The organism is Mesorhizobium ciceri WSM4083, assembly GCF_000519305.1.
Lineage (GTDB): Bacteria > Pseudomonadota > Alphaproteobacteria > Rhizobiales > Rhizobiaceae > Mesorhizobium > Mesorhizobium ciceri_B.
The window spans coordinates 374,449-400,985 of record NZ_JAFG01000005.1; the positions used below are offsets into that span (position 1 = coordinate 374,449).

At 63.2% G+C, this 26,537-nt stretch carries 17 protein-coding genes; 6 read left to right on the forward strand and 11 right to left on the reverse strand.

Features of this window, described 5'->3' with window-relative positions; translation table 11 throughout:
- The first annotated feature begins 57 nt into the window (after positions 1-57).
- Together MESCI2_RS0111690 and MESCI2_RS0111695 are read left to right on the forward strand one after the other, a co-directional pair.
- Positions 58-6,456 carry a kinesin gene (locus MESCI2_RS0111690; RefSeq protein ID WP_027036757.1) on the forward strand — a complete coding sequence of 2,133 codons (6,399 nt, stop codon included), beginning with the start codon at positions 58-60 and terminating at the stop codon, positions 6,454-6,456.
- Positions 6,457-6,633: 177 nt separating this feature from the next.
- The gene (locus MESCI2_RS0111695; protein WP_027036758.1) at positions 6,634-7,248 is read left to right on the forward strand and encodes a 3'-5' exonuclease; all 615 of its coding nucleotides are present in this window, start codon (positions 6,634-6,636) and stop codon (positions 7,246-7,248) included.
- A 52-nt stretch (positions 7,249-7,300) separates the two neighbouring features.
- Here the strand turns inward: MESCI2_RS0111695 and MESCI2_RS0111700 are convergent, their stop codons facing one another.
- From MESCI2_RS0111700 to MESCI2_RS0111715, 4 genes are all read right to left on the reverse strand, one after another.
- The gene (locus tag MESCI2_RS0111700; RefSeq protein WP_430981662.1) at positions 7,301-7,909 is read right to left on the reverse strand and encodes an ABC-type transport auxiliary lipoprotein family protein; all 609 of its coding nucleotides are present in this window, start codon (positions 7,907-7,909) and stop codon (positions 7,301-7,303) included.
- 79 nt (positions 7,910-7,988) lie between these two features.
- Entirely contained in the window at positions 7,989-9,362 is a 1,374-nt protein-coding gene (locus MESCI2_RS0111705; RefSeq protein ID WP_027036760.1) for an MCE family protein, read from the reverse strand.
- Between the two features lie 14 nt (positions 9,363-9,376).
- On the reverse strand, positions 9,377-10,198 hold the full coding sequence (locus MESCI2_RS0111710) for an ABC transporter ATP-binding protein (RefSeq protein ID WP_027036761.1): 822 nt from the start codon (positions 10,196-10,198) through the stop codon (positions 9,377-9,379).
- A 1-nt stretch (position 10,199) separates the two neighbouring features.
- Positions 10,200-11,387, reverse strand: a complete 1,188-nt coding sequence (locus MESCI2_RS0111715) for an MlaE family ABC transporter permease (RefSeq protein ID WP_027036762.1) — start codon at positions 11,385-11,387, stop codon at positions 10,200-10,202.
- A gap of 76 nt (positions 11,388-11,463) precedes the next feature.
- Between MESCI2_RS0111715 and dgcA the strand changes: the two genes are divergently transcribed.
- Positions 11,464-12,447: an N-acetyl-D-Glu racemase DgcA gene (gene dgcA / locus MESCI2_RS0111720; protein ID WP_027036763.1), complete on the forward strand. Its 984-nt coding sequence runs from the start codon at positions 11,464-11,466 to the stop codon at positions 12,445-12,447.
- On the opposite strand, the gene MESCI2_RS0111725 is transcribed toward dgcA, so the two are convergent.
- Together MESCI2_RS0111725 and MESCI2_RS0111730 are read right to left on the reverse strand one after the other, a co-directional pair.
- Positions 12,418-13,632 (reverse strand): MFS transporter, encoded by a 1,215-nt coding sequence (locus tag MESCI2_RS0111725; protein ID WP_027036764.1) that lies wholly within the window; start codon positions 13,630-13,632, stop codon positions 12,418-12,420. The genes dgcA and MESCI2_RS0111725 overlap by 30 nt on opposite strands.
- A 124-nt stretch (positions 13,633-13,756) precedes the next feature.
- Positions 13,757-14,572: a UDP-2,3-diacylglucosamine diphosphatase gene (locus tag MESCI2_RS0111730; protein WP_027036765.1), complete on the reverse strand. Its 816-nt coding sequence runs from the start codon at positions 14,570-14,572 to the stop codon at positions 13,757-13,759.
- A 118-nt stretch (positions 14,573-14,690) separates the two neighbouring features.
- On the opposite strand from MESCI2_RS0111730, the gene MESCI2_RS0111735 reads away from it, so the two are divergent.
- The 3 genes from MESCI2_RS0111735 (at position 14,691) to MESCI2_RS0111745 (ending at position 19,274) form a co-directional block, all read left to right on the forward strand.
- Positions 14,691-15,470 carry an SDR family oxidoreductase gene (locus MESCI2_RS0111735; protein WP_027036766.1) on the forward strand — a complete coding sequence of 260 codons (780 nt, stop codon included), beginning with the start codon at positions 14,691-14,693 and terminating at the stop codon, positions 15,468-15,470.
- A gap of 177 nt (positions 15,471-15,647) precedes the next feature.
- Positions 15,648-17,972 (forward strand): NADP-dependent malic enzyme, encoded by a 2,325-nt coding sequence (locus MESCI2_RS0111740; protein WP_027036767.1) that lies wholly within the window; start codon positions 15,648-15,650, stop codon positions 17,970-17,972.
- A 90-nt stretch (positions 17,973-18,062) separates the two neighbouring features.
- Entirely contained in the window at positions 18,063-19,274 is a 1,212-nt protein-coding gene (locus MESCI2_RS0111745; RefSeq protein ID WP_027036768.1) for a DUF2865 domain-containing protein, read from the forward strand.
- Here MESCI2_RS0111745 and gltX read toward each other — a convergent pair.
- The 5 genes from gltX to MESCI2_RS0111770 all read right to left on the reverse strand — a co-directional run bounded on the left by gltX (position 19,192) and on the right by MESCI2_RS0111770 (position 26,505).
- Complete coding sequence (gene gltX / locus MESCI2_RS0111750; RefSeq protein ID WP_027036769.1) at positions 19,192-20,565, reverse strand: glutamate--tRNA ligase; 1,374 nt, start codon at positions 20,563-20,565, stop codon at positions 19,192-19,194. The two genes, MESCI2_RS0111745 and gltX, sit on opposite strands and share 83 nt — an antisense overlap.
- Positions 20,566-20,747: 182 nt before the next feature.
- Entirely contained in the window at positions 20,748-21,953 is a 1,206-nt protein-coding gene (locus tag MESCI2_RS0111755) for a hypothetical protein (protein ID WP_245270303.1), read from the reverse strand.
- A 231-nt stretch (positions 21,954-22,184) separates the two neighbouring features.
- Positions 22,185-23,990 (reverse strand): ABC transporter ATP-binding protein, encoded by a 1,806-nt coding sequence (locus MESCI2_RS0111760; protein WP_027036771.1) that lies wholly within the window; start codon positions 23,988-23,990, stop codon positions 22,185-22,187.
- A gap of 379 nt (positions 23,991-24,369) precedes the next feature.
- The gene (locus tag MESCI2_RS0111765; protein ID WP_027036772.1) at positions 24,370-24,780 is read right to left on the reverse strand and encodes a GNAT family N-acetyltransferase; all 411 of its coding nucleotides are present in this window, start codon (positions 24,778-24,780) and stop codon (positions 24,370-24,372) included.
- Positions 24,781-24,816: 36 nt separating this feature from the next.
- Positions 24,817-26,505, reverse strand: coding sequence for an NAD+ synthase (locus MESCI2_RS0111770; protein WP_027036773.1), 1,689 nt, complete (start codon positions 26,503-26,505; stop codon positions 24,817-24,819).
- Positions 26,506-26,537 lie beyond the last annotated feature (32 nt).

Here is a 26,537-nt window from a genome sequence, read left to right on the forward strand (position 1 = left end):
GTGGTACGACAAACAGAAATATAAGCCCCGCGGCAGCTAGTACAGGGTAGCGAAGGCATGGCAAAGAAACCAACGACGACGAGAACTCTCGACAGCGAAGTGGCCAGGGAACTGGAAAAGGCGCTCGATCTCGACCTCAGCAATGAGATCGGCAGCGGTGACCTCGACATCGCGGCTTCGATGGAGGATCTGGAAGCGCAGATATCCCAGGCGGCTGACGAGTTGGCGCGCGAGGGACGCGATCATAGACCGGAACAGAACCCGGAGCCCGTGGTCAATCAGAACCACGCCGCGAAACCCGCGCCCAAGGCCAAGCCTGCCGAATTGCGCCCCGTGGAACCGCGCAATGGCGCCCAGCCCGCAGGTTTCGCGCCGGCCAATGACGATCGCCAAAAGGACTACAAGACGCTCCTGCACAGCCTCAACAGGCGTGCCTCGAACACCATTTACTGGGTCGTCGCCTTCGTTTCACTCGCCTGGTTCGCCGGCGCCGGTGGTTTGGCAAATCTGCTTTTCGGACCGAGCATCTGGAGAATCCGTACGCTCGACCAGTTCCTTGCCCGTCCGGAACTGATCGGCCTTGCGGTCGCGGCCATCGTGCCCGTCATCCTGTTCTGGGCCTTCGCCGCCATGATTCGCCGCGCCCAGGAAATGCGCATCGCCGCACAGTCGATGACTGAAGTGGCCTTCCGCCTGACCGAACCGGAAAACCTAGCCCAGGATCGCGTCATGATGATCGGCCAGGCCGTTCGTCGCGAGGTCGCGGCCATGGGCGAAGGCATCGAACGCACGCTTGCCCGCGCCGTCGAACTGGAAACGCTGGTCCACAGCGAAGTCAACCAGATCGAACGCTCCTATTCCGAGAATGAATCCCGCATCCGTTCGCTGGTCGACGGGCTCGGCAGCGAGCGCGAAGCCGTCGTCACCCATGCCGAGCGCGTTCGCGCCTCGATCACCGGCGCGCATGAGACGCTGAAGGACGAGATCGGCGCCGCCTCCGACATCATCCGCGACTCGATCCTGAATGCATCGACCAAATTGTCGATGACGATCACCAATTCCGGCGACACGCTCATCGACCGCATCAACGAAAGCTCGATGTCGATCTTCGATTCGGTGGAAGGCCGGCTCGATTCGATCACCGACCGGCTGTCGACCTCGGGCGAGGCCTTCGCCAGCCTGCTCGACACCCGCATTGCCAAGCTGACGGACACCACGGACGGCCTGACGCGGTCGTTGACCGATCTGCTCGACGATCGCACCACCGGTATGGTGTCGCTGCTTGGCGGCGCCGCACGCACCCTCAATTCCGAATTCGAGGCCAGCCTCAACGGCATCGAGCGCACGCTCGCCGAACGCGGCCAGGCACTGATCAGCGAGTTCCAGACCCGCGCCGAGGCGCTCGACACCGGAACGCAGAAGCTCAATGCGGCACTCGAGGCCCGCGCCCGCCAGATCAACGAAACGCTGGTCGAGCGCGCCCGTGAAATCGCGCACACCTTCGCCGAGAGCAAGGACACGCTATCGGCGATGATCGATCAGGGCAAGACCCAGATCGGCGCCGACATGGCCGATATCGTCACCTCGACCTCCTCCATGCTCGAAGCCCGCGCCAGCGACTTCGCCGGACGCATGGAAGCCGCCCGTCACGTCGTGTCGCGCTCGTTCGACAGTGACATCCAGCGGCTCGCCGACGCCCGCGTCGGCATCGAGGAAGCTGTCGAGAACCACAGCAGGAAATTGTCCGAAAGCCGCGAGCGCATGGCCGCGGCCATGGAGGCCGACCTGGCGAAGTTCGCCGAGGGCCGCGCCGGCATCGATGCGGCGGTGACCAACCAGGTGCAGAAGCTGGCCGAAGGCCGCAGCCTGATCTCGCGCGCTCTCGAAGAGGATCTGCGCAAGGTCAATGAATCGCGAGCGGCCATCGATGCGTCGCTCGGCAGCCATCTCGAAAGGCTGGAAGAAGGCCGCAACAGGCTCTCCACTGCCCTGAACGAAGACTCTGGGAAACTAGTGCAAGCTCGTACGATCATTGATGAAATGGTCGCTGGTCATGTCGGTAAACTCGCCGAGGGCCGCAACATTCTGTCGCGCGCCTTGGAAGCCGATCTCGGCAAACTGTCCGACAGCCGCGCCGACATTGACGGTCTGGTCGCCGGTCAGGTGGAAAAGATCGCCGAAGGCCGCGCCGTGCTCGCCAAGGCGTTGGAAAACGACATCGTCGGCATCAAGAGCCTCATCGAAACCCATTCCGCCAAACTGGCGGAAGACCGCACGCAGCTTTCCCATTCGCTCGACAGCGATCTGTCCGGCATACGCGGCCTGATCGAAAGCCATTCGGGACGGTTGGCCGAGGACCGCAGCCTGCTGTCGCAGACGCTCGAAGCCGACCTTGCCAAGCTGGCCGAGAGCCGCTCGAGCATCGACGGTCTGGTCGCCGGTCAGGTCGAGAAGCTGGCGGAAGGCCGCGACATTCTCAAGCGCGCGCTGGAATCCGACCTGAACACGATCAAGGGCGTTATCTCAAGCCAGTCGGAAAAGCTGGCCGAGGATCGCGGGCAGCTTTCGCGGGTCCTGGAAACCGACCTGCACAATGTGAACAGCGTCATCGCCGATCACATGAACAAGCTTGTCCAAGACCGCTCCGCTCTGTCGAAGGCCCTTGAGGACGACCTCGCCAAGCTGGCCGACAGCCGCTCCAGCATCGACGGGCTGGTTGCCGGTCAGGTCGAGAAGTTGTCCGAGGGCCGAGATATCCTGCGGCGCGCTCTGGAATCCGACCTTAATGCAATCAAGGGGACCATTGCCGACCAGTCGCAGAAACTGGTCGATGACCGGGCACAGTTCGCCCGGGCGCTCGAGGCCGATCTCGAAAGCGTCAACGGCCTGGTCAACAGCCATTCCGAAAGGCTTGTCCAGGATCGTTCAACGCTGTCGAAAGCGCTTGAGGCCGACCTCGAAAACGTCAGCGGTCTGATTAACAGCCATTCCGAACGGCTCGCCCAGGATCGTTCGACCCTGTCGCGGTCACTTGAAGCCGACCTCGAAAATGTCGGCGGCCTCGTCAGCAGCCACGCGGAAAGGCTTGTCCAGGAGCGCTCGACCCTGTCGAAGGCGCTCGAGGACGATCTCGCCAAGCTGGCCGAGAGCCGCTCCAGCATCGATGGCCTGGTCGCCGGCCAGGTCGAGAAGCTCGCCGAAGGCCGCGATGTTCTCAAGCGCGCGCTGGAAGCCGACCTTGCCAAGCTGGCCGAAAGCCGCTCCAGCATCGACGGTCTGGTCGCCGGCCAGGTCGAGAAACTGGCCGAGGGCCGCGACATTCTCAAACGCGCCCTCGAAGCGGACCTGCAGAAGCTGACCGAAAGCCGCAGCGGTATCGACGACGTCATCGCCGGACATGTCGGCAAGCTGTCCGAAGGCCGCAATATGCTCACCCGCGCGCTGGAAGACGATCTCGGCAAGCTCGCCGAGACCCGCAAGGACGTCGACCGCTCGTTGTCGGGCCATATCGACCAGATCGCCGCCAGAAGCTCGGACATCTCTGCCGCGATTGCAGGAGATGTCGAAAAAATCGAGCAGGCGTTCAGCCGCCAGACGGGCATCATCGAGGAGCGCGCCGGCACCATGGAGCGCGCGCTCTCGACAGGCGTCGACAACGTCCGCGCCGTGCTCGAGAAGAGCGCCGTGTTTGTCGCCGGCGCCCTGCGCGAAAAGGTGCTGGAAGTCACCAGCACCCTGCACGAGCAGGCCGGTGCCGCTTTCAGCGACGCCGACCGCAAGATCGCCGAGCGCGCCGAGCAGACGTCCGCCGCCCTGCTGACGCGAGCCGAAGACATCGCCCGCACCTTCGAGGAGGCCGACCGTCGCCTGCACGCCCGTGCGGAAGATACGTCGAACGCCTTGCTTGCCCGTGCGGACGACACGTCCAGCTCGCTGCTGGCCCGCGTCCATGAAACCGCCGATCAGCTCGCAGCTCGCGCAAATCAGATCGCCGGTACCTTCGAAGCGGCAGACCAGAAGCTCGCCGCCCGCGCCCAGGAAACCGCCGATCAGCTGACCGCGCGGGTTCAGGACACCGCCGACCATCTGGCAGCTCGTGCAAGCGAGATCGCAGGCACGTTCGATGCCGCCGACCAAAAGCTGGTCGCCCGCGCCATCGAAACGGCCCAGTCGCTGGCCGCGCGCGCCGGCGACATCCTGCGCAACTTCGAAGGCGCCGACCAGCGGCTCGGCATGCGCATCGGCGAATCGGCCGAAGCGCTTGCCGCACGCGCATCGGACCTTGGCCGCATCTTCGATGCCGCCGACCAGCAGCTCGTCTCGCGCATCGCCGAAGGTTCGGAAGCGCTGTCCAGCCGTGCCTCGGAAATCGGCCGCATCTTCGATGATGCGGATCAGCGTCTGGTGTCACGCATCGCCAACAGCACCACCACGATCGGCGAGCATGCCGAGACAATCGTCGGTGCCTTTGCCGATACCGAGCAACGGGTTGCCGAACGCGCAAGGCGGACCGGCCAGGAAATGGCCGTGCATGCCCGCGAAATCGAGCAAGCGCTTGCCGGTGCGGACGAGCGTTTCGCGTCGAGCGCCGCGGCCGCGGCAGCCCGTGTCGAAGAGCAGGTCTCAGGCGTCGAGAACCGCCTCGCCTTCACAGCCGAGACGATGGGCCAGAAGCTCAACGAGCAGGTGTCGAATGCCGAGGCGCAACTCGTCTCGCGCGCCAATGTGATCGCCGAGACCTTCACCGCGGTTGGCCAGCATATCGGCCAGAGCACCAACGATGCCGCCAAGACGATCGGCGCCAACACCCGCGAACTCAACACCATGCTTGCCGCACGTTCGGCCGAAATGTCGAAGATCCTCGATGAAACCGCACGGCCCTTGGTCGAGCGTTTCGCCCAGGGCGGCTCGGAACTGCAAAAGAGCATGGAAGAGGTCACCGAACGCGCCACCGAGAAGCTGCGCAGCGAGAATGCCGCGCTTGTCGACGCGCTCGCCAGCCGCACCGCCGAAACCTTGTCGGCGGTCGAAGGCGCCCGCTCGTCGCTGTCCGACAGCGTCGCTGATCTCATCGGCCGCATGACCAAGTCCAGCTCGCAGCTCGGTCAGTTGATCGACCAGGCCGCGGTCAATCTTGGCCAGGTCGATGAACGCCTGAGCGGCAGCACGCAAAGCTTCGCCGCCACCACCGAGAAGGCCGCGCAGACCTTTGCCAGCTCGGCACGCCTGGTCGATTCGAACACGACAAGGCTGACGGAACTGTCGTCGTCCACCTTGCGCGAGGTGGCGTCGATCGCCACCAAGTTCGACGAGCACAGCCGCCTGCTCTCCAGTGCTTCGGACCTGTTGAGCTCGGCCCAGAGCAACCTTGAGCACACGCTCGAACGGCAGTCGTCGCTCGAGGATCTCGCCGTCGGCCTGGTCAAGAAGTCGGAAGATCTCGAAAGGGTCATGCGCTCGTTCGAAAATCTCGTCGGCCAGACGCTGCAGAACGCCGAGGGCAAGACGATGGAGTCGGCCGACAAGATCCGCAACGCCATCACCGACGTCGTCGACTCGGCGACCAAGCGCTTCGCCGATGCGACCGAGGAGATGCGGCGCACCGCGGGCTCGATCAAGAGCGAACTCGACCTGACCCGCGCCGAGCTCAAGAAGGGCGTCATCGAGATGCCGGAAGAGGCAAAGGAATCGACCTCGGCCATCCGCCGCGCCGTTTCCGAGCAGATCAACGCCCTCAAGGAGCTTTCGGACATCGTGGCCAAGTCCGGCCGCGGCGGCGGCGATGGGTCAGAGCCACGCAATCTGCGGCCAGCGCCGCAAGCGCCGGCCGCACGCGCTGCCGAGCCGCCGCGTCGCGCACCGGCTCCGCAGCCGGAGCTGCGCACGCCTCAGGCGCCCTTGGGCGGCCCTGCATTGCGCGGCACGCTCGACCTTGAGCGTCCTGCCGAGGCGGCACCGCGTCCGCGCGGCGATGCCAGCGCTCGCACGCCTCAGGGCGGATGGGTGCGCGATCTGCTGACCGCGGCATCCAACGATGAGGACCTCAGGTCGGCAGCTCCCACGGCCCCCGCGGAAGCGCAGCGCGCTACCCCTGCCCAGCGCTCGCCTTTGCATGTCGTGGAATCGCTGAACTCGCTCTCCGTCGACATCGCGCGGGCCATCGACCACGATGCTTCGATCGAGCTGTGGAACCGCTACCGGCGTGGCGAGCGTGACGTGTTCACAAGGCGGCTCTACACGCTTAAAGGACAGCAGACGTTCGACGAGATCCGTCGCAAGTATCAGGCCGAGGCCGAGTTCCGCGCCGCTGTCGACCGCTACTGCGACGATTTCGAGAAGCTGCTCAAGGATGTCTCGCGAAACGACCGCGACAACATCATGGCGCAGACCTACCTGACCTCGGACACCGGCAAGGTCTACACCATGCTGGCCCACGCCAGCGGCCGCCTGCACTAAAACAGGAATTGAACAGGCGGGGCCATGGTCCCGCCTGTGCCTGCTCTAACCTCCGGCACGCGCTGAACCTGCCCGCAACAGGTCTTGCGAGACTATCGATGCCTTCGGAATCCGCCCTAAGTCGATCCCTAAAATCCACCGACAGCACCGCTGCCCTGACGCTCGAAGGGTGTGATCGTGAAGACGGCAATCATATTCGACTGCGAGTTTCTTTGCCTTGAGGGCTCGCAACGGCGATTCTGGTGCGCGGCCCACGATCCCGACCCGGTGATCGCACAGATCGGCGCGGTCAGGCTTGGACTTGAAGGCGACTTCCCTCTGCTCGGCACACACAAGGCTTATATCAGACCGGTCGACCGGTTTGGTCATAGATACACCCTCGACCCGTTCTTCACCAAACTGACCGGCATTTCAGAGGAAGATCTGGAGACCGAAGGGGTGGCGCTAGAGAATGCGCTCGCCGACGTCGATCGTTTTTCCGGAGGGTCGCGATTCTGGTCCTGGGGCAAGGACGAATTGAACATGATCGCCATCAGCTGCTATGTCGCGGGCATTCAGCCTCCGATACCGGCCACCCGGTTTGACAACGCCGTCAAGCTGCTGATCGCGGCCGGAATGCCGATCGAGGATCTGGCGAGAACGCCGAGCAACAAGCTTGCGGACTACTACGGCGTCGAGCACCCGCCATTGCAGGGGCACGACGCGCTCGATGACGCGCTGTCCGTGACCTATACCCTGCAGCACCTGATGAAGACCGGAAAGCTCCGCCCGGAAATCTTCGACCGCTTGTAGGTAGAGAAGCCTGGAGGGATGAAGCTTTGTGGGATTCCGGTGCGCCCCGCGCTCAGATCACCGAATCCGTCCAGCGCACGATCTGCCCGGCGGCGTCGCCGAACGCCTTGTCGAGCGCGCTGACATAGGCAGGGTTGCCGCTGCCCGAGACGGGTGCGGCTGCGGTGAAGCTCTTGGAAGCACGGACCTCGCCGTTGCGATCGTTCAGGATCCGCACGAACAGGTCGACCTCGGCATGTTCGCCGCCGTCGACGCGCACCTCGAACGAGCGGATCTCGACGATCACCTGGTAATCGATCGCCAGACCCTCGCCCGGCTTGCCGACGCCGGCGAAGCTGCCTGAACGCTGGAAGGTCTCGGCCAGCCGCGCCTGCACGATCAGCGGCAGCCGGTCGGCCCATTGCGCGCCCTTGAGATACTGGATCGAGCGATCCGACGGCTTGATGACGATGTTCTGGCTGTCCAGCGCCTTGAGCGCCGACGGCTGCGCGATCAGGATCTGCTTGCGGCTGTGGCCATGCGCGTCGACCGAAGGCGCCGACAGCTCGAACGTATCGAGCGGCGCGGGCTTGCCACCCAACACCGCGCAGCCGGCCAGCGTCAAGGCAAGCAGTGCCGCAGCCGATGTCAACCCGCCCGTTTTCACCCACACAGACTTCACGCGCGATCCCCGTTGTCCCCGGATCGTAAGATCGACCCGCTTTCGCGGTTCATGTTTCTGGGGCGCGCCGACGCCGAAGTCAACGCCGCGCCCTACCATCGAACTGCCGAACCTCGCCGTCGCCACCCGAAAGGATGCGCTGCGGATTGCGGCTGAGATCGGTCACCGCCTCCTCGATGCGGCTGATCGAACGACGGCTGTCCTGCACCAGCGCTTCGACATTCGAAAGCCCCTGGCCCGAGAATCGCGCCAGATTGTCGGTGATGACGCCAAGGCGCGAATTCAGAGTGTCGGCCACCTGCTTGAACGACTTCAGCGTGTTCCTGGCATCGGCCATCAAGCCGTCGGCCTGCCCCGACCCGAGCAAGGTATCGACCTTGGCAAGAATGCCATCGACCCGCACCGAGGCATCGTTGAGCCGTTGCGCGAGCTGCTTTGCGTCCTTGATCGTCTGGTCGATGTCGTCGGCCCGGTTGGCGAACTTGTGGGTCACCTCCGCGATGTCGGCGGCGGCCTTGTCGGCGCTCTCGCTGGCCTTTTGGATGTTGGCGAGCGCCGAGCGCACTTGTGCGGGATCGATACCGTCGAGCACGTTGTCGACCTTGGCCAGCGTGCCTTGCGTCCGTTTGGTGAAATCGTTGACCGACCCAACGGCTGTATCGACGTTCTTGATCACGCCGTCGAGTTGCTTCGACGTCTCCTTGAGGTTACCGGTAACCGCGTCGACATTGGCGACGATGCTCTTGATCTTGTCCTTGTCGACGGCGTTGAGAAGGCCTTCGGCCGCCTTCAGCGTGCCATCGAGTTTGCCGGAAACGCCTTTCAGCTCATCGGCCAGCGTGCTGGCGGCGGATAGGAACTTGTCGATGCCGTCCGAATTCTTGGCCAGCGCATCCGAGAAGGTCTGGACATTCTGCACGGTCTGCGTCAGCGGCCCGCGAACGTCCTTGGTGAAGCCTTCGAGCTCCGTCAGCACCTTGTCGGCGCGAGTGAAGATATTCTGCGCCGTCTGCAAGAGGTTGGTCACCGCCGACGGGTTGGCGACGATCTCGGCGACCTTGCCTTCCTTTTCCGCCTGGTCGAGGAGTTTTACTTCCTTGGGGTCGGCGCCCTTGAGCTCGATGTTGGCCTGCCCGGTCAGGCCGGCAAGCCCGATATCGGCTTGCGTCGATTTGGTGATCGGCGTCATGCGGTCGATCTCGGTATCGGCGATGGCAACCGTCGGATTGTCGACATCGATATAGACGCGCTTGACGTCGCCGACCTTGACGCCGTTGAACAGCACGAAACTGCCGCGGCCAAGCCCGGACGCCGAGCCCGGAATGCGCACGCGCAGCAACGTCGTCTCGCCCTTGTCGCCGATCGCCGCCGTCCAGTAGACGAAGGCAAACGCCGCCAGGATCGCGGCCAGCGTAAAGATGCCGACAATGACGTAGTTGGCTCTGGTTTCCATTGTCCCACTTATGGCTATGCGCGCGCCGCAAGATCAAGTTGCCGGGCGCGTTTTCCGCGGAAATAGGACTTTACCCACGGTTCCTCGCTCTTCAGCATGTCGTCGATGGTGCCTTCGACCAGCACTTTCTTCTTACCGAGCACGGCCACCCGGTCGCAAGCGGTGAACAGCGTGTCGAGATCATGCGTCACCATGTAGACGGTCAGGTCCATCGTGTCGCGCAGCTTGACCACCAGCTCGTCGAACTCCGCCGCGCTGATCGGATCGAGGCCCGATGTCGGCTCGTCGAGGAAGACGATGTCGGGATCAAGCGCCAGCGCGCGGGCCAGCGCGGCGCGCTTGATCATGCCGCCGGACAGCTCGGACGGGAATTTCTGCGCCGCATCGGGCGGCAGCCCGACCAGCTCGATCTTGAGCATCGCCAGTTCGTCCATCAGCTTTCTCGGCAGGTCGAGATATTCGCGCATCGGCACCTGGACGTTTTCCAGCACCGTCAGCGCCGAGAACAGCGCGCCGTGCTGAAACAGCACGCCAAGCCGCATGTCGATGCGCAGACGCTCGGCATCATCAGCTTTCTCGATATCGACGCCGAACAGCTTGATCGTGCCCGACTGCTTGCGCGTCAGGCCGAGAATGGTGCGCAGCAGAACGGATTTGCCAGCACCCGAGGCGCCGACAAATCCAAGGATTTCGCCGCGCCTTATGTCGAGCGACAGTCCGTCGAGGATGAGCTTGTCAGCAAAGGAAACGCTGATGTCGTGCGCGGAAAGCACGATGTCGCCCTCGCCCGCGTCATCAGCCAATGCACCTGCCCTTGTCCTGTTTCGCAGATTCATATCAGAACTCGATCGCTGCGTAGAACATGGCGAAAAGTCCGTCGAGGATGATGACGACGAAGATCGACTTCACAACCGAAGCGGTGACATGCTGGCCGAGTGATTCGGCGCTGCCACCGACCTTCATGCCTTCGACCGAGGCAATCGTGCCGATGATCATGGCCATGAACGGCGCCTTGATCAGGCCGGCAAAGATGGTGCTGAGATCGATGGCGACGCGCAGCCGGTCGATGAAGGCGGCGGGTGGAATGTCGGAATAGAGCCACGCAGCCAGGATGCCACCGCCGAGTGCGGCGAAATTGGCGATGATGGTCAGGCACGGCAAGGCGATGACCAGCGCCACGAGGCGCGGAAAGACCAGGACGCCGATCGGGTTGAGCCCGATGACCTTCAGCGCGTCGACCTCCTCGCGCATCTTCATCGAACCGATCTCTGCGGTGATCGCGCTGCCGGAGCGGCCGGCGATCATGATTGCCGTCATCAGCACGCCGAGTTCGCGCAGGATCAGCACGCCGACCAGATCGACGACGAAGATATCGGCGCCGAAATAGCTGAGCTGATAGGCGCCTTGCTGGGCAACGATGGCGCCGACGATCGCCGACATCAGCACCACCACCGGAATGGCGCCGACGCCCATGCGGTCGATCTGGTTGAAAATCGCCGCCGGATTGACGGCATGGCCACGGCCGAGCTTCATCTGCGCGCCACGGATGGTGGCGCCGAGGATGTTCATCGAGGCGAGAAAATCATCGCGCATCTCGTAGACCCGGCGGCCAACCGCCTCCAGCGCGCGAATGACGATGTTGGGCGGTAGCGCCGGGCCGGATTCGGGTTCGCGCCGCACGGCCTCGCCGACAGCTTCGAGCAGGATCGAAGCGATCTCGCTCTGGCCTTGCATCTGGATCTCGACGCCCTTCTTCTCGAAGGCGCTGACCAGCCGGTCGATCAGCCAGGCGCCGGCGGTGTCCATCTTCTCGATCTTGGAAACATCGAGCGCCAAAGTTTTGAAGCCGCTTCGCTTTTCGATCTTGCGCATGTCGGCGTCGATGAGTGCGACGGTCCGTGTCGTCCAGACTCCGGAGAAAGCGCAGCCAAGAACGCCGTCCTCCTCGCCGAACGCCACGCGCGGTTCGTGGTCAGCCTCCCCTGCGGTCGTGCCGCTTGCGTCGCGCTTGCCGATGGTCAACATGGCGTCCTGTTTAGCCTGACGGGTCTGACCTGTCGATTTGTCGACAACGCTTGTCGCACAGCAGGAGCAGAAAAATATGGCGCGTGTCATTTCGGTCGAGGCCGAGCGTTTTCCCATCGCCGGAACCTTCACCATTTCGCGCGGTTCCAAGACCGAAGCCGAAGTGATCTCCTGCACGATCAGCGACGGCGGCCACTTCGGCCGCGGCGAATGCGTCCCCTACAAGCGCTATGGCGAGACCATTGACGGCGTGCGCGAGGCGATCGAAGCCATGCGCGGCCGGATCGCCGGTGGCGTCAGCCGGACAGCCTTGCTCGATGCCATGCCGGCCGGAGCCGCCCGCAACGCCATAGACTGCGCCCTGTGGGATCTGGAGGCAAAGCTCAGCGGAACATCGGTGGCGATCGCGATAAATGCTGTTCCCTTGCAGGCGCTCGAAACCGCCTACACGCTGTCGCTGGGCGAGCCGGAGGCGATGGCGGCGCAGGCTCGCGCCAATGCCGCGCGGCCGCTGCTCAAGGTCAAGATCGGCGGCGACAACGACATTGCCCGCATCCGCGCGGTCAGGCAGGCAGCGCCAGACAGCCGCATCATCCTCGACGCCAATGAGGGCTGGAGCGACGACAACATCGTTGCGAACCTCGCCTTTGCCGCCGAACAAGGCATCGCGCTAATCGAACAGCCGCTGCCGGCCGGTCATGACGAGATCCTGCGCCATATCGCCCATCTCGTGCCGATCTGTGCCGATGAAAGCGTGCACGAGGCTGAGAATCTCGAAGCGCTTGTCGGTCTTTACGATGCCGTCAACATCAAGCTCGACAAGTCGGGGGGCCTGACAGCGGCACTGGTGCTGCGCGATCGCGCCCGCGAACTCGGTTTCGGCGTGATGGTCGGCTGCATGGTCGGCACGTCATTGGCGATGGCGCCGGCGGTGCTGCTTGCCCAGGATGCCGATTTCGTCGACCTCGACGGTCCGCTGCTGCTTGCCCGCGACCGGGTACCGGGCCTTGTCTACCAGGGATCGCTGGTGTCACCGCCCGATACCGCGCTCTGGGGCTGAGCGCGCCGCAAGGCCGATCAGCACGAGGCCGACGATAGCGATCGGAATCATCACAAGAAACCCATCGACGCCGAGACGGTCGTAGAGCGGGCCGGAAGCAAGCGTAACGGCGGCCATGAAGAAGCCGTTGAAGAAATAGGCGATGCCTTGCGCAGCACCGGTGCGCTCTTCGGAGACGGTCTCGGCGATCATTTTCTGCAGGCCGATCAGCACCATTGCGACAGACACCGAATGCAGCGACTGCACGGCGAAGAAGCCGGGAATGCCAAGACCGAGCGGCCATACCAGTGGAAAGATGATCCAGCGAACTATCGAACCGATGCCAGCGATCACCATCACTTTGACGACGGACACGGAGGCGAAGATGCGATTGAAAAACAAAAACATGCAGACTTCGCACACCACGCCCCAGGCCCACAGCAGACCGACGACGGAATCGCTGATGCCAATCGATTTCCAGTAGATGGAGACGAAGCCATAGAGGAAGGCGTGGCTGGCGGTAATGATGCCGACGCCAAAGGTGAAGTAGAGGAAATAGGCATTGAACAGGCTAGGCGCCGCGTGCTGGATTTCTGCGGCCGACAGCGGCGAGGCCTTGCGCGGCCGCCCCATTCGCGGCGCAAACAGGGCTGCGACAAGCGCTGCGGCAAGCGCCACGAATATGATTATCGGCACAGCTTCGGCTCCAGCCGCCGCCAGGATGAAGCCGCCCACAACATTGGCGCAGAAATAAGAGATCGAGCCCCATTTGCGCATAGCGGTGTAATTCGAGCCGAAGCGGCGCACCCCCGACAACGCCAGCGAATCGGCCATTGGCGAATGCGGTGTCCAGACGATCGTCAAAAGCAGAGACACGGCCAGCACGATCGCGTAAGTCGCTGGCAGGAAATAGCCAGCCGAAATGGCCATCGTTGCCGCGACCAGCGCGATATAGACGTTGGCGCGGTCCTTCGCCCGGTCCGCATATGCCGTCAGCATAGGCGTCGTCACGACGCGCAGGAACATCGGTGCGGCAAGGATCACGGCGATCTGTTCGGCGCCGAAGCCCTTCGCCTGCAGCCAGAGCGGAAAATAGGGCAGATGCGTGCCTTGCGACACGAACAGGGTCGCGAAGATCAGGCTCATGCGCAGTTCGAAATGGCGCGGCTTGACGAGTTGTTCGGGCGAGAGCTGCGGCAGGGACATGAATCGATCCAATCGCGCTGTATTCGACCGGACGGCAACGCGTGTCGATCCCTTAACATGGACGAAAACCGGACGAAACCGGCTGGACTAATCGATTGATTCCGAAGCCCGAAAAGACTTCGGACTATGCCGCCTGCCCTACCCGGTCCTCGATGAGCAGCGGGATAAAGAGCTCGTCCGGCGCCTCGGGCAGCACCTGCGCCCAGGTCAGGATTTCCATCCGGCCGTCAAAGTGCTCGACCACAGCCGTGCAGCTTTCCACCCAGTCGCCGGTGTTGATGTACTGGACATCGCCGAAATTCTCGATGACGGCATGATGGATGTGGCCGCAGATGACGCCATCGACATGCGAGCGGCGCGCCTCGTCCGCAAGCATGGTCTGGAACGAGCCGATGAAGTTCACCGCCTTCTTGACGTTGTGCTTGGCCCAGGACGAAAACGACCAATACGGCAGGCCGAGCAACTGCCGCAGCCGCGTCACCACGCGGTTGATGAGCATGGCCGCGTCATAGGCGTGGTCACCGAGATAGGCGAGCCAGCGCGCATTGTGGACCACGGTATCGAACTGGTCGCCATGGATGACGAGCAGCCGCTTGCCGTCGGCAGTCTCGTGGATGGCGCGGTCGGCAACGACGATGCCGCCGAAATGCACGCCCTGGAACTGGCGGGCGAATTCATCATGGTTGCCGGCGATGTAGGTGATGTTGGCGCCCTTGCGCGCCTTGCGCAGCAGTTTCTGCACGACGTCATTGTGGCTTTGCGGCCAATGCCAGCTCCGCCGCAGCCGCCAACCATCGACGATGTCACCCACCAGATAGATGATATCGGCATCGTGATATCGAAGGAAATCGATCAGGAATTCGGCCTTGGCCGCCTTCGAGCCCAGATGGACGTCGGAGATGAACATGCTGCGGAAAGTGCGGGGCTCTTGGCCGGACATCGCGATTTCACCCTTGCTTTCGCGCAGGCTATGCCCCGATTCATGCAACAACCGTATGACGGTTGCGATTGGTCCAGCCGAAGGACTAGCTTGCGGCCAAATCACAGGAGAAATCGTCATGGATCTCGGTATCCGCGGAAAGAAGGCCATCGTCTGCGCTTCGAGCAAGGGACTTGGGCGCGGTTGCGCCATGGCGCTGGCGGAAGCCGGCTGCGACATCGTCGTCAACGGACGCAATGCCGAGCTGGTGGCGAAAACCGCCGCTGAGTTACGCGAGCGCTATGGCGTCACGGTAACGGAAGTCGTCGGCGACGTCTCGAAGCCGGAGGTGCAGAAAGCGCTGCTCGCGGCTTGCCCCGAGCCGGACATCCTGGTCAACAACAATGGCGGGCCGCCGCTTCGCGATTTCCGCACGCTTGATCGCGAAAAGATCCTCGAAGGGGTTACCCAGAACATGGTAACGCCGATCGAGCTGGTCCAGGCCGTCCTCGACGGCATGGCGGCGCGCGGCTTCGGCCGCATCGTCAACATCACCTCGCTGTCGGTCTATGTGCCCATTCCCGGCCTCGACCTGTCGTCCGGCGCGCGCGCCGGCCTGACCTCGTTCCTTGCCGGCGTGGCGCGCACGGTGATCGACCGCAACGTCACCATCAACAGTCTTTTGCCGGGCAAACTCGACACCGACCGGCTGCGCGGCCCGCATGAGGCCGGCACCATCGAAAGCCCTGAGGCCGCAGCCGCGCGCAAGACCCGCATCAGCGCCGACGTTCCGGCCAAGCGGCTCGGCACGCCGGAGGAATTCGGCCAGATCTGCGCCTTCCTGTGCTCGGTCCATGCCGGCTATCTGACCGGGCAGAACATACCGGTCGATGGTGGTCTCTACGTCAGCGCCTTTTGATCAACTTGTCCGTGAAACTGCGGGAACCATCCATCAGAAAATCGGCATAAGCGTTTGATCGTTCATGACTTTCTACGCGCTGGCCGGCAAAGCTGCCAGCGCGTCAATTAGCGTCGCGAAAAACCACGGCTGCATGCTAAAAGGGAATCTCCAGCCAGATTTCGAGGGAGCGGCCGCATGGAAGGCGAGAGCAAAAAGACGGCACGTTCGGACCTCGACGAAGCCGCCCTCTACTTCCACAAGCACCCAAGGCCGGGAAAGCTCGAGATACAGGCGACCAAGCCGCTCGGCAATCAGCGCGACCTCGCGCTCGCCTATTCGCCTGGTGTCGCCGCCCCTTGCCTGGAAATCCGCGATGATCCGGCGACCGCCGCCGACTACACCGCACGCGCCAATCTGGTCGGTGTCGTCACCAACGGATCGGCCGTTCTCGGCCTCGGCAATATCGGCCCGCTGGCCTCCAAACCGGTCATGGAAGGCAAGGCCGTCCTGTTCAAGAAGTTCGCCGGCATCGATGTCTTCGACATAGAGATCGACGCGCCCGGTATCGAGCGCATGGTCGAGACGATCTCGGCGCTCGAGCCGACCTTCGGCGGCATCAACCTCGAGGACATCAAGGCGCCGGAGTGCTTCGAGGTCGAGGAACAGCTGAAGGCTCGCATGGGCATACCGGTGTTCCACGACGACCAGCATGGCACCGCCATCATCGTCGCCGCCGCCGTGCTCAACGGATTGGAATTCGCCGGCAAGACAATATCGGACATCAAGATCGTCACCTCCGGCGCCGGGGCTGCCGCCCTTGCCTGTCTCAACCTGCTGGTCTCGCTCGGCGCCAAGGTCGAAAACATCTGGGTCACCGACCGTTTCGGCGTTGCCTACAAGGGCCGCACCGATGAGATGGATCGCTGGAAAGACCCCTATGTAAAGGACACCGAGGCGCGCACGCTGGCCGATGTCATATCGGGCGCCGACGTCTTCCTCGGCCTGTCGGCGGCAGGCGTACTGAAGCCGGAACTGCTCCAGCACATGGCGCCGAAGCCGCTGATCCTGGCGCTGGCCAACCCCAATCCGGAGATCATGCCGGAAATAGCGCGTGCAGCTCGTCCGGATGCGATGATCTGCACCGGCCGTTCCGATTTTCCCAATCAGGTCAACAACGTACTGTGTTTTCCTTACATCTTTCGTGGTGCGCTCGACTGCGGCGCCAGCGCCATCAACGAGGAGATGAAGATGGCGGCGGTGCGGGCAATCGCAGCGCTCGCACGCGAGGAGCCTTCGGACGTCGCTGCCCGCGCCTATTCCGGCGAGACGCCGATCTTCGGCCCTGAATTCCTGATCCCTTCGCCCTTCGATCCGCGGCTGATCCTGCGCATAGCGCCCGCGGTCGCCAAGGCAGCCTGCGACACCGGTGTCGCGACGCGGCCGATCACCGACTTCGCCGCCTACATCGACAAGCTGAACCGCTTCGTCTTCCGCTCCGGCCTGGTGATGAAGCCGGTGTTCTCGTCCGCCAAGGCATCGAGCGCCAAGCGCGTCATCTATGCCGACGGCGAGGATGAGCGCGTGCTGCGCGCCGCCCAGGTGGTGCTCGAGGAAGGCATCGCCGAGCCGATCCTGATCGGCCGCCCGCACGTCATCGAAGTGCGCCTGAAGCGCTACGGCTTGCGCATCAAGCCCGGGGTCGATTTCGGCCTGATCAACCCGGAAGACGATCCGCGCTACCGCCACTATGTCGACCTTTTGATCGAACTCGCCGGCCGGCGTGGCGTCACGACGGAAGCAGCGCGCACCATGGTGCGCACCGACAACACGGTGATCGCAGCACTTGCGCTGAAACGCGGCGATGCCGACGCCATGGTCTGCGGCCTCGAAGGCCGCTTCGAGCGGCATCTGCGCAACGTCACCTTGATCATCGGCCCCCGCGCCGGCATCAAGGATCACGACCTGTCGACGCTTTCCATGCTGATCTCGCAGCGCGGCATCATCTTCCTGACCGACACCCACGTCTCCGTCGACCCGACGGCGGAAGAAATCGCCGAGATGACGGTGCTGGCGGCGGAAGAAATCCAGCGCTTCGGCATCGAGCCGAAGGCAGCACTCTTGTCGCATTCCGATTTCGGCTCGCGCGATTCGCCCAGCGCCCTGAAGATGCGGCAAGCAGCGGCGATCCTGGCGCGCATCGCGCCTGAGCTTGAATGCGATGGCGAGATGCATGCGGACACTGCTCTGTCGGAGCACCTGCGCCAGCGCGTCTATCCCCATTCGAGACTGAAGGGCGAAGCCAATTTGCTGGTGTTCCCCAACCTCGATTCGGCCAACATCACGCTGACGGCGCTCAGAACCATGACGGATGCGCTGCATGTCGGGCCGATCCTGCTCGGCACCGACATGCCGGCGCATATCTTGACGCCGTCTGTCACCTCGCGCGGCGTCGTCAACATGACGGCGCTTGCCGTGGTCGAAGCCGCCCACAAGGCACAAGCGGTCGTCAATCTGGGCTGAACACGGATTTCGCGGTAAACTGCAGTTAACCGCGAACACGGTAGCCTATGCGGGGCTAACAGTCGGATTTGGAAGGCGGAGTTTGGGCGGATGGCAAGCGGAGGGTGGAAGCAGGCGCATGCTGCCGTGCTGCTTGGCCTGCTGTTGTCCGCAACCTGGGGGATAGCCGAGCCGCAGGCTGCTTCGCGGGTCTGCCGCCAGCTGGAAGCCGATCTTGCCGCGTCCTCGCGCGGCGGCGGTGGCGGTCCGGCGCTAGTCCGGAAATACGATTCCGCAATTGCCCGGCAACATGAGCAGATTTCGAAGGCTCGCGGCCAGGCGAGCCGGGCCGGATGCGGTTTTTCGCTGTTTGGTCGCAACCTCAATCAATGCGCCGGGCTCAACGCCACGATCGATCGCATGAATGCCAATCTCGATGCCTTGCAAAACAAGCGCGAGCGGCTGGCCGGCGGCGGCTCGCGCCGTGACCGCGGACGCATCCTGGCGGCGCTCGACGCCAATGGCTGCCGCGACGACAACGTTGCGCCTCGGCGTGCGCCTTTGCAGGAGGCGAACCGCGACGGCGGCGCAAACCTGTTCGATCAGCTTTTTGGCGGCAACGGCCAGCGACTCGATATGCCTGACGAGCCTAGCCCGCCCGACGATTCCGGCGAGGAGCGCAATGTCCGCCGTGTACTCAACCAGCCCGGCGTACCGGATTTTCCGAGCGTCGGCGGCGAATTCCACACGTCCTGTGTGCGCACCTGCGACGGCTACTTTTTCCCTATGTCGAACTCGGCCTCGGCAGGCGATTTCGAACGCGACCAGAAGAATTGCGAATCGAGCTGCCCCGGCACCGAGATGCAGGTTTTCTATTCGCGCGGCATGGGCGACGATTCGGCGTCGATGACGTCATCTGTCACCGGCCGGCCTTACAGCGAATTGCCGACCGCCTATCTCTACAAGCAGCCCGATATGTCGCGGCCGCCGGCTTGCGGCTGCAACGCCGCCGCGCAGGGTTTTCAGATCATCGCCGGCAACCCGCCAAATCCGGAACAGTTGCAACCCGAGACGGACTCCGCACCGTTCATTCCGGTGCCGATCTCCAAACCGGATCCAGGTGCCGATCCCGAAACGCTGGCCAATCAGGAAGGCGGGCTCGACCGCGAGGCGATCAAGCGGCTTTCCGCCAAGCCGGTGACGTCGCCCATATCCGCGCTGCCGCCGGAACAGCGCAAGGTCAGGGTCGTCGGGCCAACGTTCCTTCCCGACCCATCAGCGGCAATAGATCTGCAAGCTCCGGCCCCGAAGGCAGTCCGGTAAGGGCTGTCCTGAGCGGCATGAACAACGCCTTGCCCTTGCGACCGGTCGCTTCCCTGATCTTGCCCGTCCAGTCCTTCCAGATCGTGGCGGTCCAGGGTTCCTCCGGCAACAGATCGAACGCCTGTCGAAGAAAGTCGCGGTCCTCATCGGAAAATTCCGGCTTCTCTTGCGGTCCCTCGCGCAGGATGCGCCACCAGTTGACCGCATCGGCCAGCCTGTCGAGATTGCCGCGCACCGCCATCCAGAACGGTTCGGCCTGCTCGCCGGAGACGCCGAGCACGATCAGACGATCTTGTGCCTCGGTGAACGGCATGTGGTGCAGCAACGACCGGTTGAGCACGAACAGCTCGTCGGGATCGAACTTGGCGGCGGATTTCGATGTCGCCGCCGGATCGAAGCGTTCGGCGAGTTCGCCCATCGTCGGCACCGCCGCGACATTCTCCGACGTGCCTACCAGGACGGCCAATGATGCGACGGCCATCGGCTCGATGCCGTCCTCGCGCAGGCTTTCGATGGAGAGTGCGCCCGTGCGCTTCGACAAGCCCTCGCCCGATGCGGTGGTCAGGAGATTGTGGTGGCCGAACACTGGCGGCTCGGCAGCCAGCGCCTGGAACAGGGCGATCTGCACGCCGGTGTTGGTGACATGGTCGTCGCCGCGGATGACATGGCTGACGCCCATCTCAATGTCGTCGACCACGGAAGGCAGCGTATAGAGATAGGTGCCGTCCTCGCGCACCAGGACCGGGTCGGAAAGCGAGGCCAGATCGACGGTTTCCTCACCGCGCACCAAGTCGTTCCAGTGGATTTCGGTGCGTTCGGGCTGTTGGGGATCGCCTGAGAAATTGGGGAGGAGAAACCGCCAGTGCGGCCGGCGGCCATCGGCCTGGTACTCGTCGATCTGCTCTTGCGTCAGTGTCAGCGCCTCGCGGCCATAGACCGGCGGCAGGCCGCGCGTGCGGCGCACCTTGCGCCTGAGGTCGAGTTCCTCCGGCGTTTCGTAGCAGGCATAGAGAACGCCTGCCGTCTTCAGCCTCTCGACTGCCGCGTCATAGATCTCGAAGCGCCGCGACTGGTACTCGGTGGCGTCGGGAAAAATGCCCAACCAATGCAGGTCGTAGAGGATAGCGTCGGAAAACTCTTGCTTCGAGCGCGCAACGTCGGTGTCGTCGAAGCGCTGGATGAAGCGGCCCTTGTTGTTCATGGCGAACAGCCAGTTGAACAGAGCCGTGCGCGCATTGCCGATATGGATGCGGCCGGTCGGCGAAGGGGCGAAACGAACGGTAACTGTCATGAGCGGGGCGTACCGGATGCTTTTGTGGTTGACAAGACGCGCCCCCGCGCTGGCCGGCAGACATAGAACATGGCGGCTGGAATGAAAAGGCCGGGCGGTGGACGCCTCAGGAGGCGCCCAGTCCGGAGGCCTTTGTAACCGAGCGCTGCCAGCCGCTGGGGCCGGCGACCGGTTGAAGGCGATCAGCGGCCGAAATCATCGGAACTGAGGCGGGTCCAACGGTCGCCCACCAATCCACCGATAAAGATGTCGCCGGAGCGGACCGCTTCCGTGACCTCGGCGATCCGCGAGCGGACCATCGTTCCCCCGGCATAGCGGAAGAAGACATTCTTGTAGCCAAAGAGTTGGGGGATGAATTTGGTCTGCGTCTGTCCGGTGATGCCGACGCAGCCCATCTCCCATGCGGCGGCGACAAGCGCATCCAGCGTCGCGCCCCAGTGCGATCCGAATGCCTGGATCTGCAACAGGTTCGCCATGTCGCCGGCTTGACCGTAGAAGGCATAACAACCGAGCATTTTGCCCGTTTCGTCGTAGGTCCCACCGAAATGAAGGGGGCCGTCGGCCCGCTTCTCGGCCGCCAGCGCAAGCAGCCGTGGCAATTCCCCATCCTTCCAACTCGGCCGAAGAGCGTAGCCAGACAGGAGAGTCGGCAGCTTCTCGGCAAATTGCACGGCATCGATCGGCTCACGATGGGTGCGATGCGACGATGAATGGAGGACGGGGGGCTCGAACCTTTTCTTTGCGAGAGCATCGAATGCTCTCGCGCATGGATCGAGTACAAGGCGAGGCAGGCCAGGCCATTTACGGTGCAGTGCGGAGGCGGCCATCGCCGCCGGCCGGAAAACATATGTCCATCCCAGACAATGCATCGGCAGGAGTTGATACTTCATCGGGCGCGCGAAGGCCAAGGATGTCCGGTTGGCCGAATCGGTCAGTTGCAGATCGAATTCGCCTTGATGCAAGGCACGCAGCAATTGGGGTCCGGCCGAGCCGTCATCGGTGCCGGGGTCGGCCATGAGCGGCCCGATGATCGCCGCATTCAATGGCGCTCCATTGAGCTCGTAGCGGGCTTTCAGAACGCCGAGGAATCCACCCAGACGACCCTGCCGGTTAATCTGGACAAGAGCGTTGCTTTCACCGGAGTGGCCGGCAGGGGCGAGATAAATCTCTCTCATATACGCGGCCGTCTCGGCGATCGCGCGATCGAGGAGGTGACGGCGCCGCCGGCGAAACTTCGTCAGGAAGAGTGCGGCGACGCGCTCGAGATCTTCGGCAGCGAGCGGACGAACCGAGCCATGCTGAGATTCCAGCACTGACGGCGCAGCCAGCTTTTCCTCGGCATTCGCAGAAAGATGCATCGTGAAGAACGTCCGTAGGTTGCTCTCCATCGGATATATATCAACCAATGGTAGAAACAACGTATCTCGGTCGGTATGATGAACAGAGGTCTCAAGACTTACTATCCGGACAGGACTTCACAGGCAAATCAAGTCGGCCAGCATCACGGCGCTGATCGGCGGGTTGACTGCCTCCCTGCGATGGCATGCCCTGCTCCAGCCCGCCGGGCTGACCGTGCCGGACAGAGGCGGCCTCCGGCCGAAGCGGGAGGCCGCCTCAATTCAGCTCACAAGTCCCTTGGTCAGTTCCAACGCCTGGCGCTCGAACAGGCGGCGGTAGATGCCGCCTTTCAACCGGATCAATTCGTCATGCGAGCCTTCCTCGACGATGTTGCCGCGATCGAAGACCAGCAGGCGGTCCAGCGCCCTCACCGTCGAAAGCCGGTGCGCGATGACCAGCGTCGTGCGGCCGACCATCAGCCGCTCCATCGCCTGCTGGATCAGCACCTCCGATTCCGAATCGAGGCTCGATGTCGCCTCGTCGAGGATCAGAATGCGCGCATCGGCAAGGAAAGCGCGCGCGATCGCCACGCGCTGCCGCTCGCCGCCCGACAGTTTCACGCCGCGTTCGCCGACCAGCGTACCGTAGCCCTTCGGCAGGTTGGTGATGAAATCGTGCGCACTCGCCAGCTTCGCGGCATGCTCGATCTCCTCCTGCGTCGCACTCAGCCTGGCATAGGCGATGTTTTCGGCCAGCGACCGGTGGAACAGGATCGGCTCCTGCTGAACGATGGCGATCTGCCCGCGCAACGAGGCTTGCGCCACCTGCGAGATGTCCTGGCCATCGACCAGGATTTGCCCCGCATTCACGTCATAGAGCCGCTGGATAAGCTTGACGAAGGTGGTCTTGCCCGACCCCGAATGGCCGACCAGCCCGACGCGCTCACCCGGCGCGATATCGACCGAAAAGTCTCGGTAAAGCGCCGATCGGTGATGGCCATAGTGAAAGGTGACGTTGTCAAAGCTGATCCGTCCTTCGGTGATCCGGATCGGCTTGGCACCTGGCCGGTCCTCGATGCCGAGCGGTTCGGACTGGAAATCGACCAGCTCTTCCATATCGTTGATGGAGCGCTGCAGATTGCGGATATGTGTGCCGATATCCCTGAGATAGCCCTGCAGCACGAAGAGCGAGGTCAGCACGAAGGCAACGTCGCCGGCGCTCGCCTGCCCCCACGACCACAGCATCAGCGCCAGGCCGATCACCGCGGCGCGCATAACCAGCAGCAGCACCCCTTGCGTGGTGCCGTTGATGGTGCCGCGCACCCAGGTACGCCGTGTACGCGCACGCCATTTGGCCACGACCTTGGCCAGTCGGCGTTCTTCGCGCTCCTCGGCGCCAAAGCCCTTGACGACGGCGTTGCAGCTGACCGCGTCGGCAAGCGAGCCGCCGAGGCGGGTATCCCAGGTGTTGGCGAGCCTTGCCGCCGGCGCGACATAGCCAAGTGACAGCAGTGCCGTCACCGTGATGAACAGCACCGAACCGGCAGCAACGACCGCCCCCATCAAAGGCCAGAACCAGCCGAGCAGCAATGTCGAGCCGACCAGCATGACGATCGACGGCAGCAGCGCGATGAGGATGGTGTCGTTGAGCAGGTCGAGCGCCCACATGCCGCGCGTCACCTTGCGGACGGTCGAGCCGGCAAAGCTGTTGGCATGCCAGTCGGTGGAAAAGCGCTGGACGCGATGGAAGGCATCGGCGGCGATGTCGGCCATCATCTTCAACGTCAGTTCGACGATCCCCATGAACGCCAGGTTGCGCAACACAACGCCGGCCAGCGCCAGCGCCATCAGCATCGAGAACGCCATCAGCGCGGCATTCCAGGCAATCGCGTCGGCGCCGGCGCTGCTGGCGACGGCGTCGACCAGCCGGCCGGAATAGAGCGGCGTCAGCACATCGGCCAACGTCGACAGCAGGAAGCTGCCCATGATGAGCGAAAGCCGCCACGGCTGGCGCCGCCAATGGGTATGCGTGAAGCCAAGAACGCTGCGAAAGGCGCTCGCGCGCAAATCGATTTTAAAACGAGCCATGATGTCATTCGGGCACAAACGAGCCCGATCCCAGTAGGTCGAAAATTGAAGAAGCCGCGCAAGGGGTCAATGATTGCCCGGAAGCGGAGTGGCATATTTGGCGTATCGCCCATAACCGGGCGGCGATCGGCATCGGCATAAGCCTGTGCTCGATCCGGCATCGGCACGAAGGGAAAACCTTCGCGGAGCGCCGGATGAGACCTAGGCTTCGCGGCCTCGCATTACCATGTGAAATACTGCCATTCGGACCTCCCGCAAGACAATTGCGGAGCGGTCCTTATAGAGACGCTCCGATGCGTCGCCAAGACGAGTTCACGCCAAAAGTGTATCTGGTCCAACCACTGCGATTATTTTGCAACAATGGCGGGCAAGCCGCGCCTCATTCAGGAATGCGATCCAAGCGCATGTAGCGGCCATCGATTGATGGCTTGAACCCGAGTTTTTCATACATGCCATGGGCATCGCTGGTCGACAGGCTCCAATGGAAAACGGTCCTGACCTCCGGATGGTCGATCAGGGCCTGGACGAGCCGGCTGCCTATGCCCTGCCCGCGGTTCTCCGGCCAGATGATGATATCGGCGAGATAGGCGAACACCGTACGGTCGGTGATCGCGCGGCCGAAGCCGACTTGCTTGCCGTCGACATAGGCGCCGACGCAAAGCGAATTGGCAAAGGCGCGGCGATGGACTTCGTCAGTGCGTCCGGCGCCCCAATAGCTTGCCATCAACAGGTCCGATGTCGCACGGAAATCGATCCGTGACATGTCGAAGCTGATTTCACAATCGGGCATGGCTACCCTCGCCTGTGGCATGGCGCGAACTCTCGGTCAGGGAACAGTGTCTAGCCGATCCCTGAACCGGTTGGTGATGGGATAGCGGCGGTCGCGCCCAAAATTCTTTTTGGTGATTTTTACACCGGGTGCTGCCTGCCGGCGCTTGTATTCGGCGATGTAGAGCAGATGCTCGATGCGCGTCACCGTCGCCCGGTCATGGCCGCGCGCGACGATGTCGTCGACACCCATCTCATTCTCGACCAGGCATTCGAGGATATCGTCCAGCACCGGATAGGGCGGCAGCGAATCCTGGTCGGTCTGGTTCTCGCGCAATTCCGCCGAGGGCGCCTTGTCGATGATGTTTTTCGGGATCACCTCGCCCGAGGGGCCAAGCGCGCCCGGCGGCACGTGGCTGTTGCGCCAGCGCGACAGCGCGTAGACCTGCATCTTGTAGAGGTCCTTGATCGGATTGAAGCCGCCATTCATGTCGCCATAGAGCGTGGCGTAGCCGACCGACATCTCGCTCTTGTTGCCGGTGGTGACGACCATCGAGCCGAACTTGTTGGAGATCGCCATCAGGATGGTGCCGCGCGCACGGCTCTGCAAATTCTCCTCGGTGATGCCTTCCTTGGTACCTTCGAACATCTGCGTCAGCGCGTGCAGGAACCCTTCGACCGGCTCGAAGATCGGCACGATGTCGTAGCGGCAGCCGAGCGCCCGGGCGCAATCCTCGGCATCCTTCAGCGAGTCCTTCGAGGTATAGCGATAGGGCATCATGACGGCGCGCAGGCGTTCCTCGCCGAGCGCATCGACGGCCAGCGCCGCGCAGATCGCCGAATCGATACCGCCGGACAGACCAAGCACCACATTCTTGAAACCGTTCTTGTTGACGTAGTCGCGCAGGCCCAACATGCAGGCGCGATAGTCAGCCTCCTCCCGGTCCGGGATTTTCGACATCGGCCCTTCCGAGCAGACCCAGTGATCGCCTTGTCTCTTCCAGGTGGTGACGTCGACCGCTTCCTCGAACTGGCTCATCTGGAAGGCAAGCGTCTTGTCGGCGCCGATGGCAAACGAGGCGCCGTCGAAGATCAGCTCGTCCTGGCCGCCAAGCTGGTTGGCATAGATCATCGGCAGCCCGCATTCGATGACCTGGCGGATGACGACCTGGTGGCGGACATCGATCTTGGCGCGGTAGTAGGGCGAGCCGTTCGGCACCAGCAGGATTTCCGCCCCGCTTTCGGCCAGCGATTCGCAGATGTCGACATCGCCCCAGATGTCCTCGCAGATCGGAATTCCGATGCGGACGCCGCGGAAGTTGACCGGTCCCTGGATCTCGGGGCCGGCCTGGAAGACGCGCTTCTCGTCGAACTCGCCGTAGTTCGGCAGATCGAGCTTGTAGCGTTCGGCGATGATCTTGCCGCCGTCGGCGAAGATGATCGAATTGTGCGTGCCACTCTTGCGCTTCAACGGCGTGCCGATGATGACGCCGGGACCGCCATCCGCGGTGTCGGCGGCAAAGTCCTGTGCCGCCTTTTCGCAGGCTTTCAAAAAGGCCGGCTTCAGCACCAGATCCTCCGGCGGGTAGCCGGCGAGGAAAAGCTCGGTATAGAGCACGAGATCGGCGCCCTGGCGTGCGGCATCCGCCCTCGCCTCGCGGGCCTTGGCGAGATTGCCTGATATGTCGCCGACAGTCGGATTGAGCTGGGCGACGGCGATGCGCAGGATGTCGAGCTTCTTGGTCATGCCTGCTGACTTAGCGCGGCAAAATTGCCCGG

What these genes read in the sequence shown, in the direction of transcription:
- MESCI2_RS0111690 (WP_027036757.1), top strand. Translation starts at nt 58, where the DNA reads ATGGCAAAGAAACCAACGACGACGAGAACTCTCGACAGCGAAGTGGCC.
- MESCI2_RS0111705 (WP_027036760.1), bottom strand. Translation starts at nt 9,362, where the DNA reads ATGGAAACCAGAGCCAACTACGTCATTGTCGGCATCTTTACGCTGGCC.
- MESCI2_RS0111710 (WP_027036761.1), bottom strand. Translation starts at nt 10,198, where the DNA reads ATGAATCTGCGAAACAGGACAAGGGCAGGTGCATTGGCTGATGACGCG.
- MESCI2_RS0111715 (WP_027036762.1), bottom strand. Translation starts at nt 11,387, where the DNA reads ATGTTGACCATCGGCAAGCGCGACGCAAGCGGCACGACCGCAGGGGAG.
- dgcA (WP_027036763.1), top strand. Translation starts at nt 11,464, where the DNA reads ATGGCGCGTGTCATTTCGGTCGAGGCCGAGCGTTTTCCCATCGCCGGA.
- MESCI2_RS0111725 (WP_027036764.1), bottom strand. Translation starts at nt 13,632, where the DNA reads ATGTCCCTGCCGCAGCTCTCGCCCGAACAACTCGTCAAGCCGCGCCAT.
- MESCI2_RS0111730 (WP_027036765.1), bottom strand. Translation starts at nt 14,572, where the DNA reads ATGTCCGGCCAAGAGCCCCGCACTTTCCGCAGCATGTTCATCTCCGAC.
- MESCI2_RS0111735 (WP_027036766.1), top strand. Translation starts at nt 14,691, where the DNA reads ATGGATCTCGGTATCCGCGGAAAGAAGGCCATCGTCTGCGCTTCGAGC.
- MESCI2_RS0111740 (WP_027036767.1), top strand. Translation starts at nt 15,648, where the DNA reads ATGGAAGGCGAGAGCAAAAAGACGGCACGTTCGGACCTCGACGAAGCC.
- MESCI2_RS0111745 (WP_027036768.1), top strand. Translation starts at nt 18,063, where the DNA reads ATGGCAAGCGGAGGGTGGAAGCAGGCGCATGCTGCCGTGCTGCTTGGC.
- gltX (WP_027036769.1), bottom strand. Translation starts at nt 20,565, where the DNA reads ATGACAGTTACCGTTCGTTTCGCCCCTTCGCCGACCGGCCGCATCCAT.
- MESCI2_RS0111755 (WP_245270303.1), bottom strand. Translation starts at nt 21,953, where the DNA reads ATGGAGAGCAACCTACGGACGTTCTTCACGATGCATCTTTCTGCGAAT.
- MESCI2_RS0111760 (WP_027036771.1), bottom strand. Translation starts at nt 23,990, where the DNA reads ATGGCTCGTTTTAAAATCGATTTGCGCGCGAGCGCCTTTCGCAGCGTT.
- MESCI2_RS0111765 (WP_027036772.1), bottom strand. Translation starts at nt 24,780, where the DNA reads ATGCCCGATTGTGAAATCAGCTTCGACATGTCACGGATCGATTTCCGT.
- MESCI2_RS0111770 (WP_027036773.1), bottom strand. Translation starts at nt 26,505, where the DNA reads ATGACCAAGAAGCTCGACATCCTGCGCATCGCCGTCGCCCAGCTCAAT.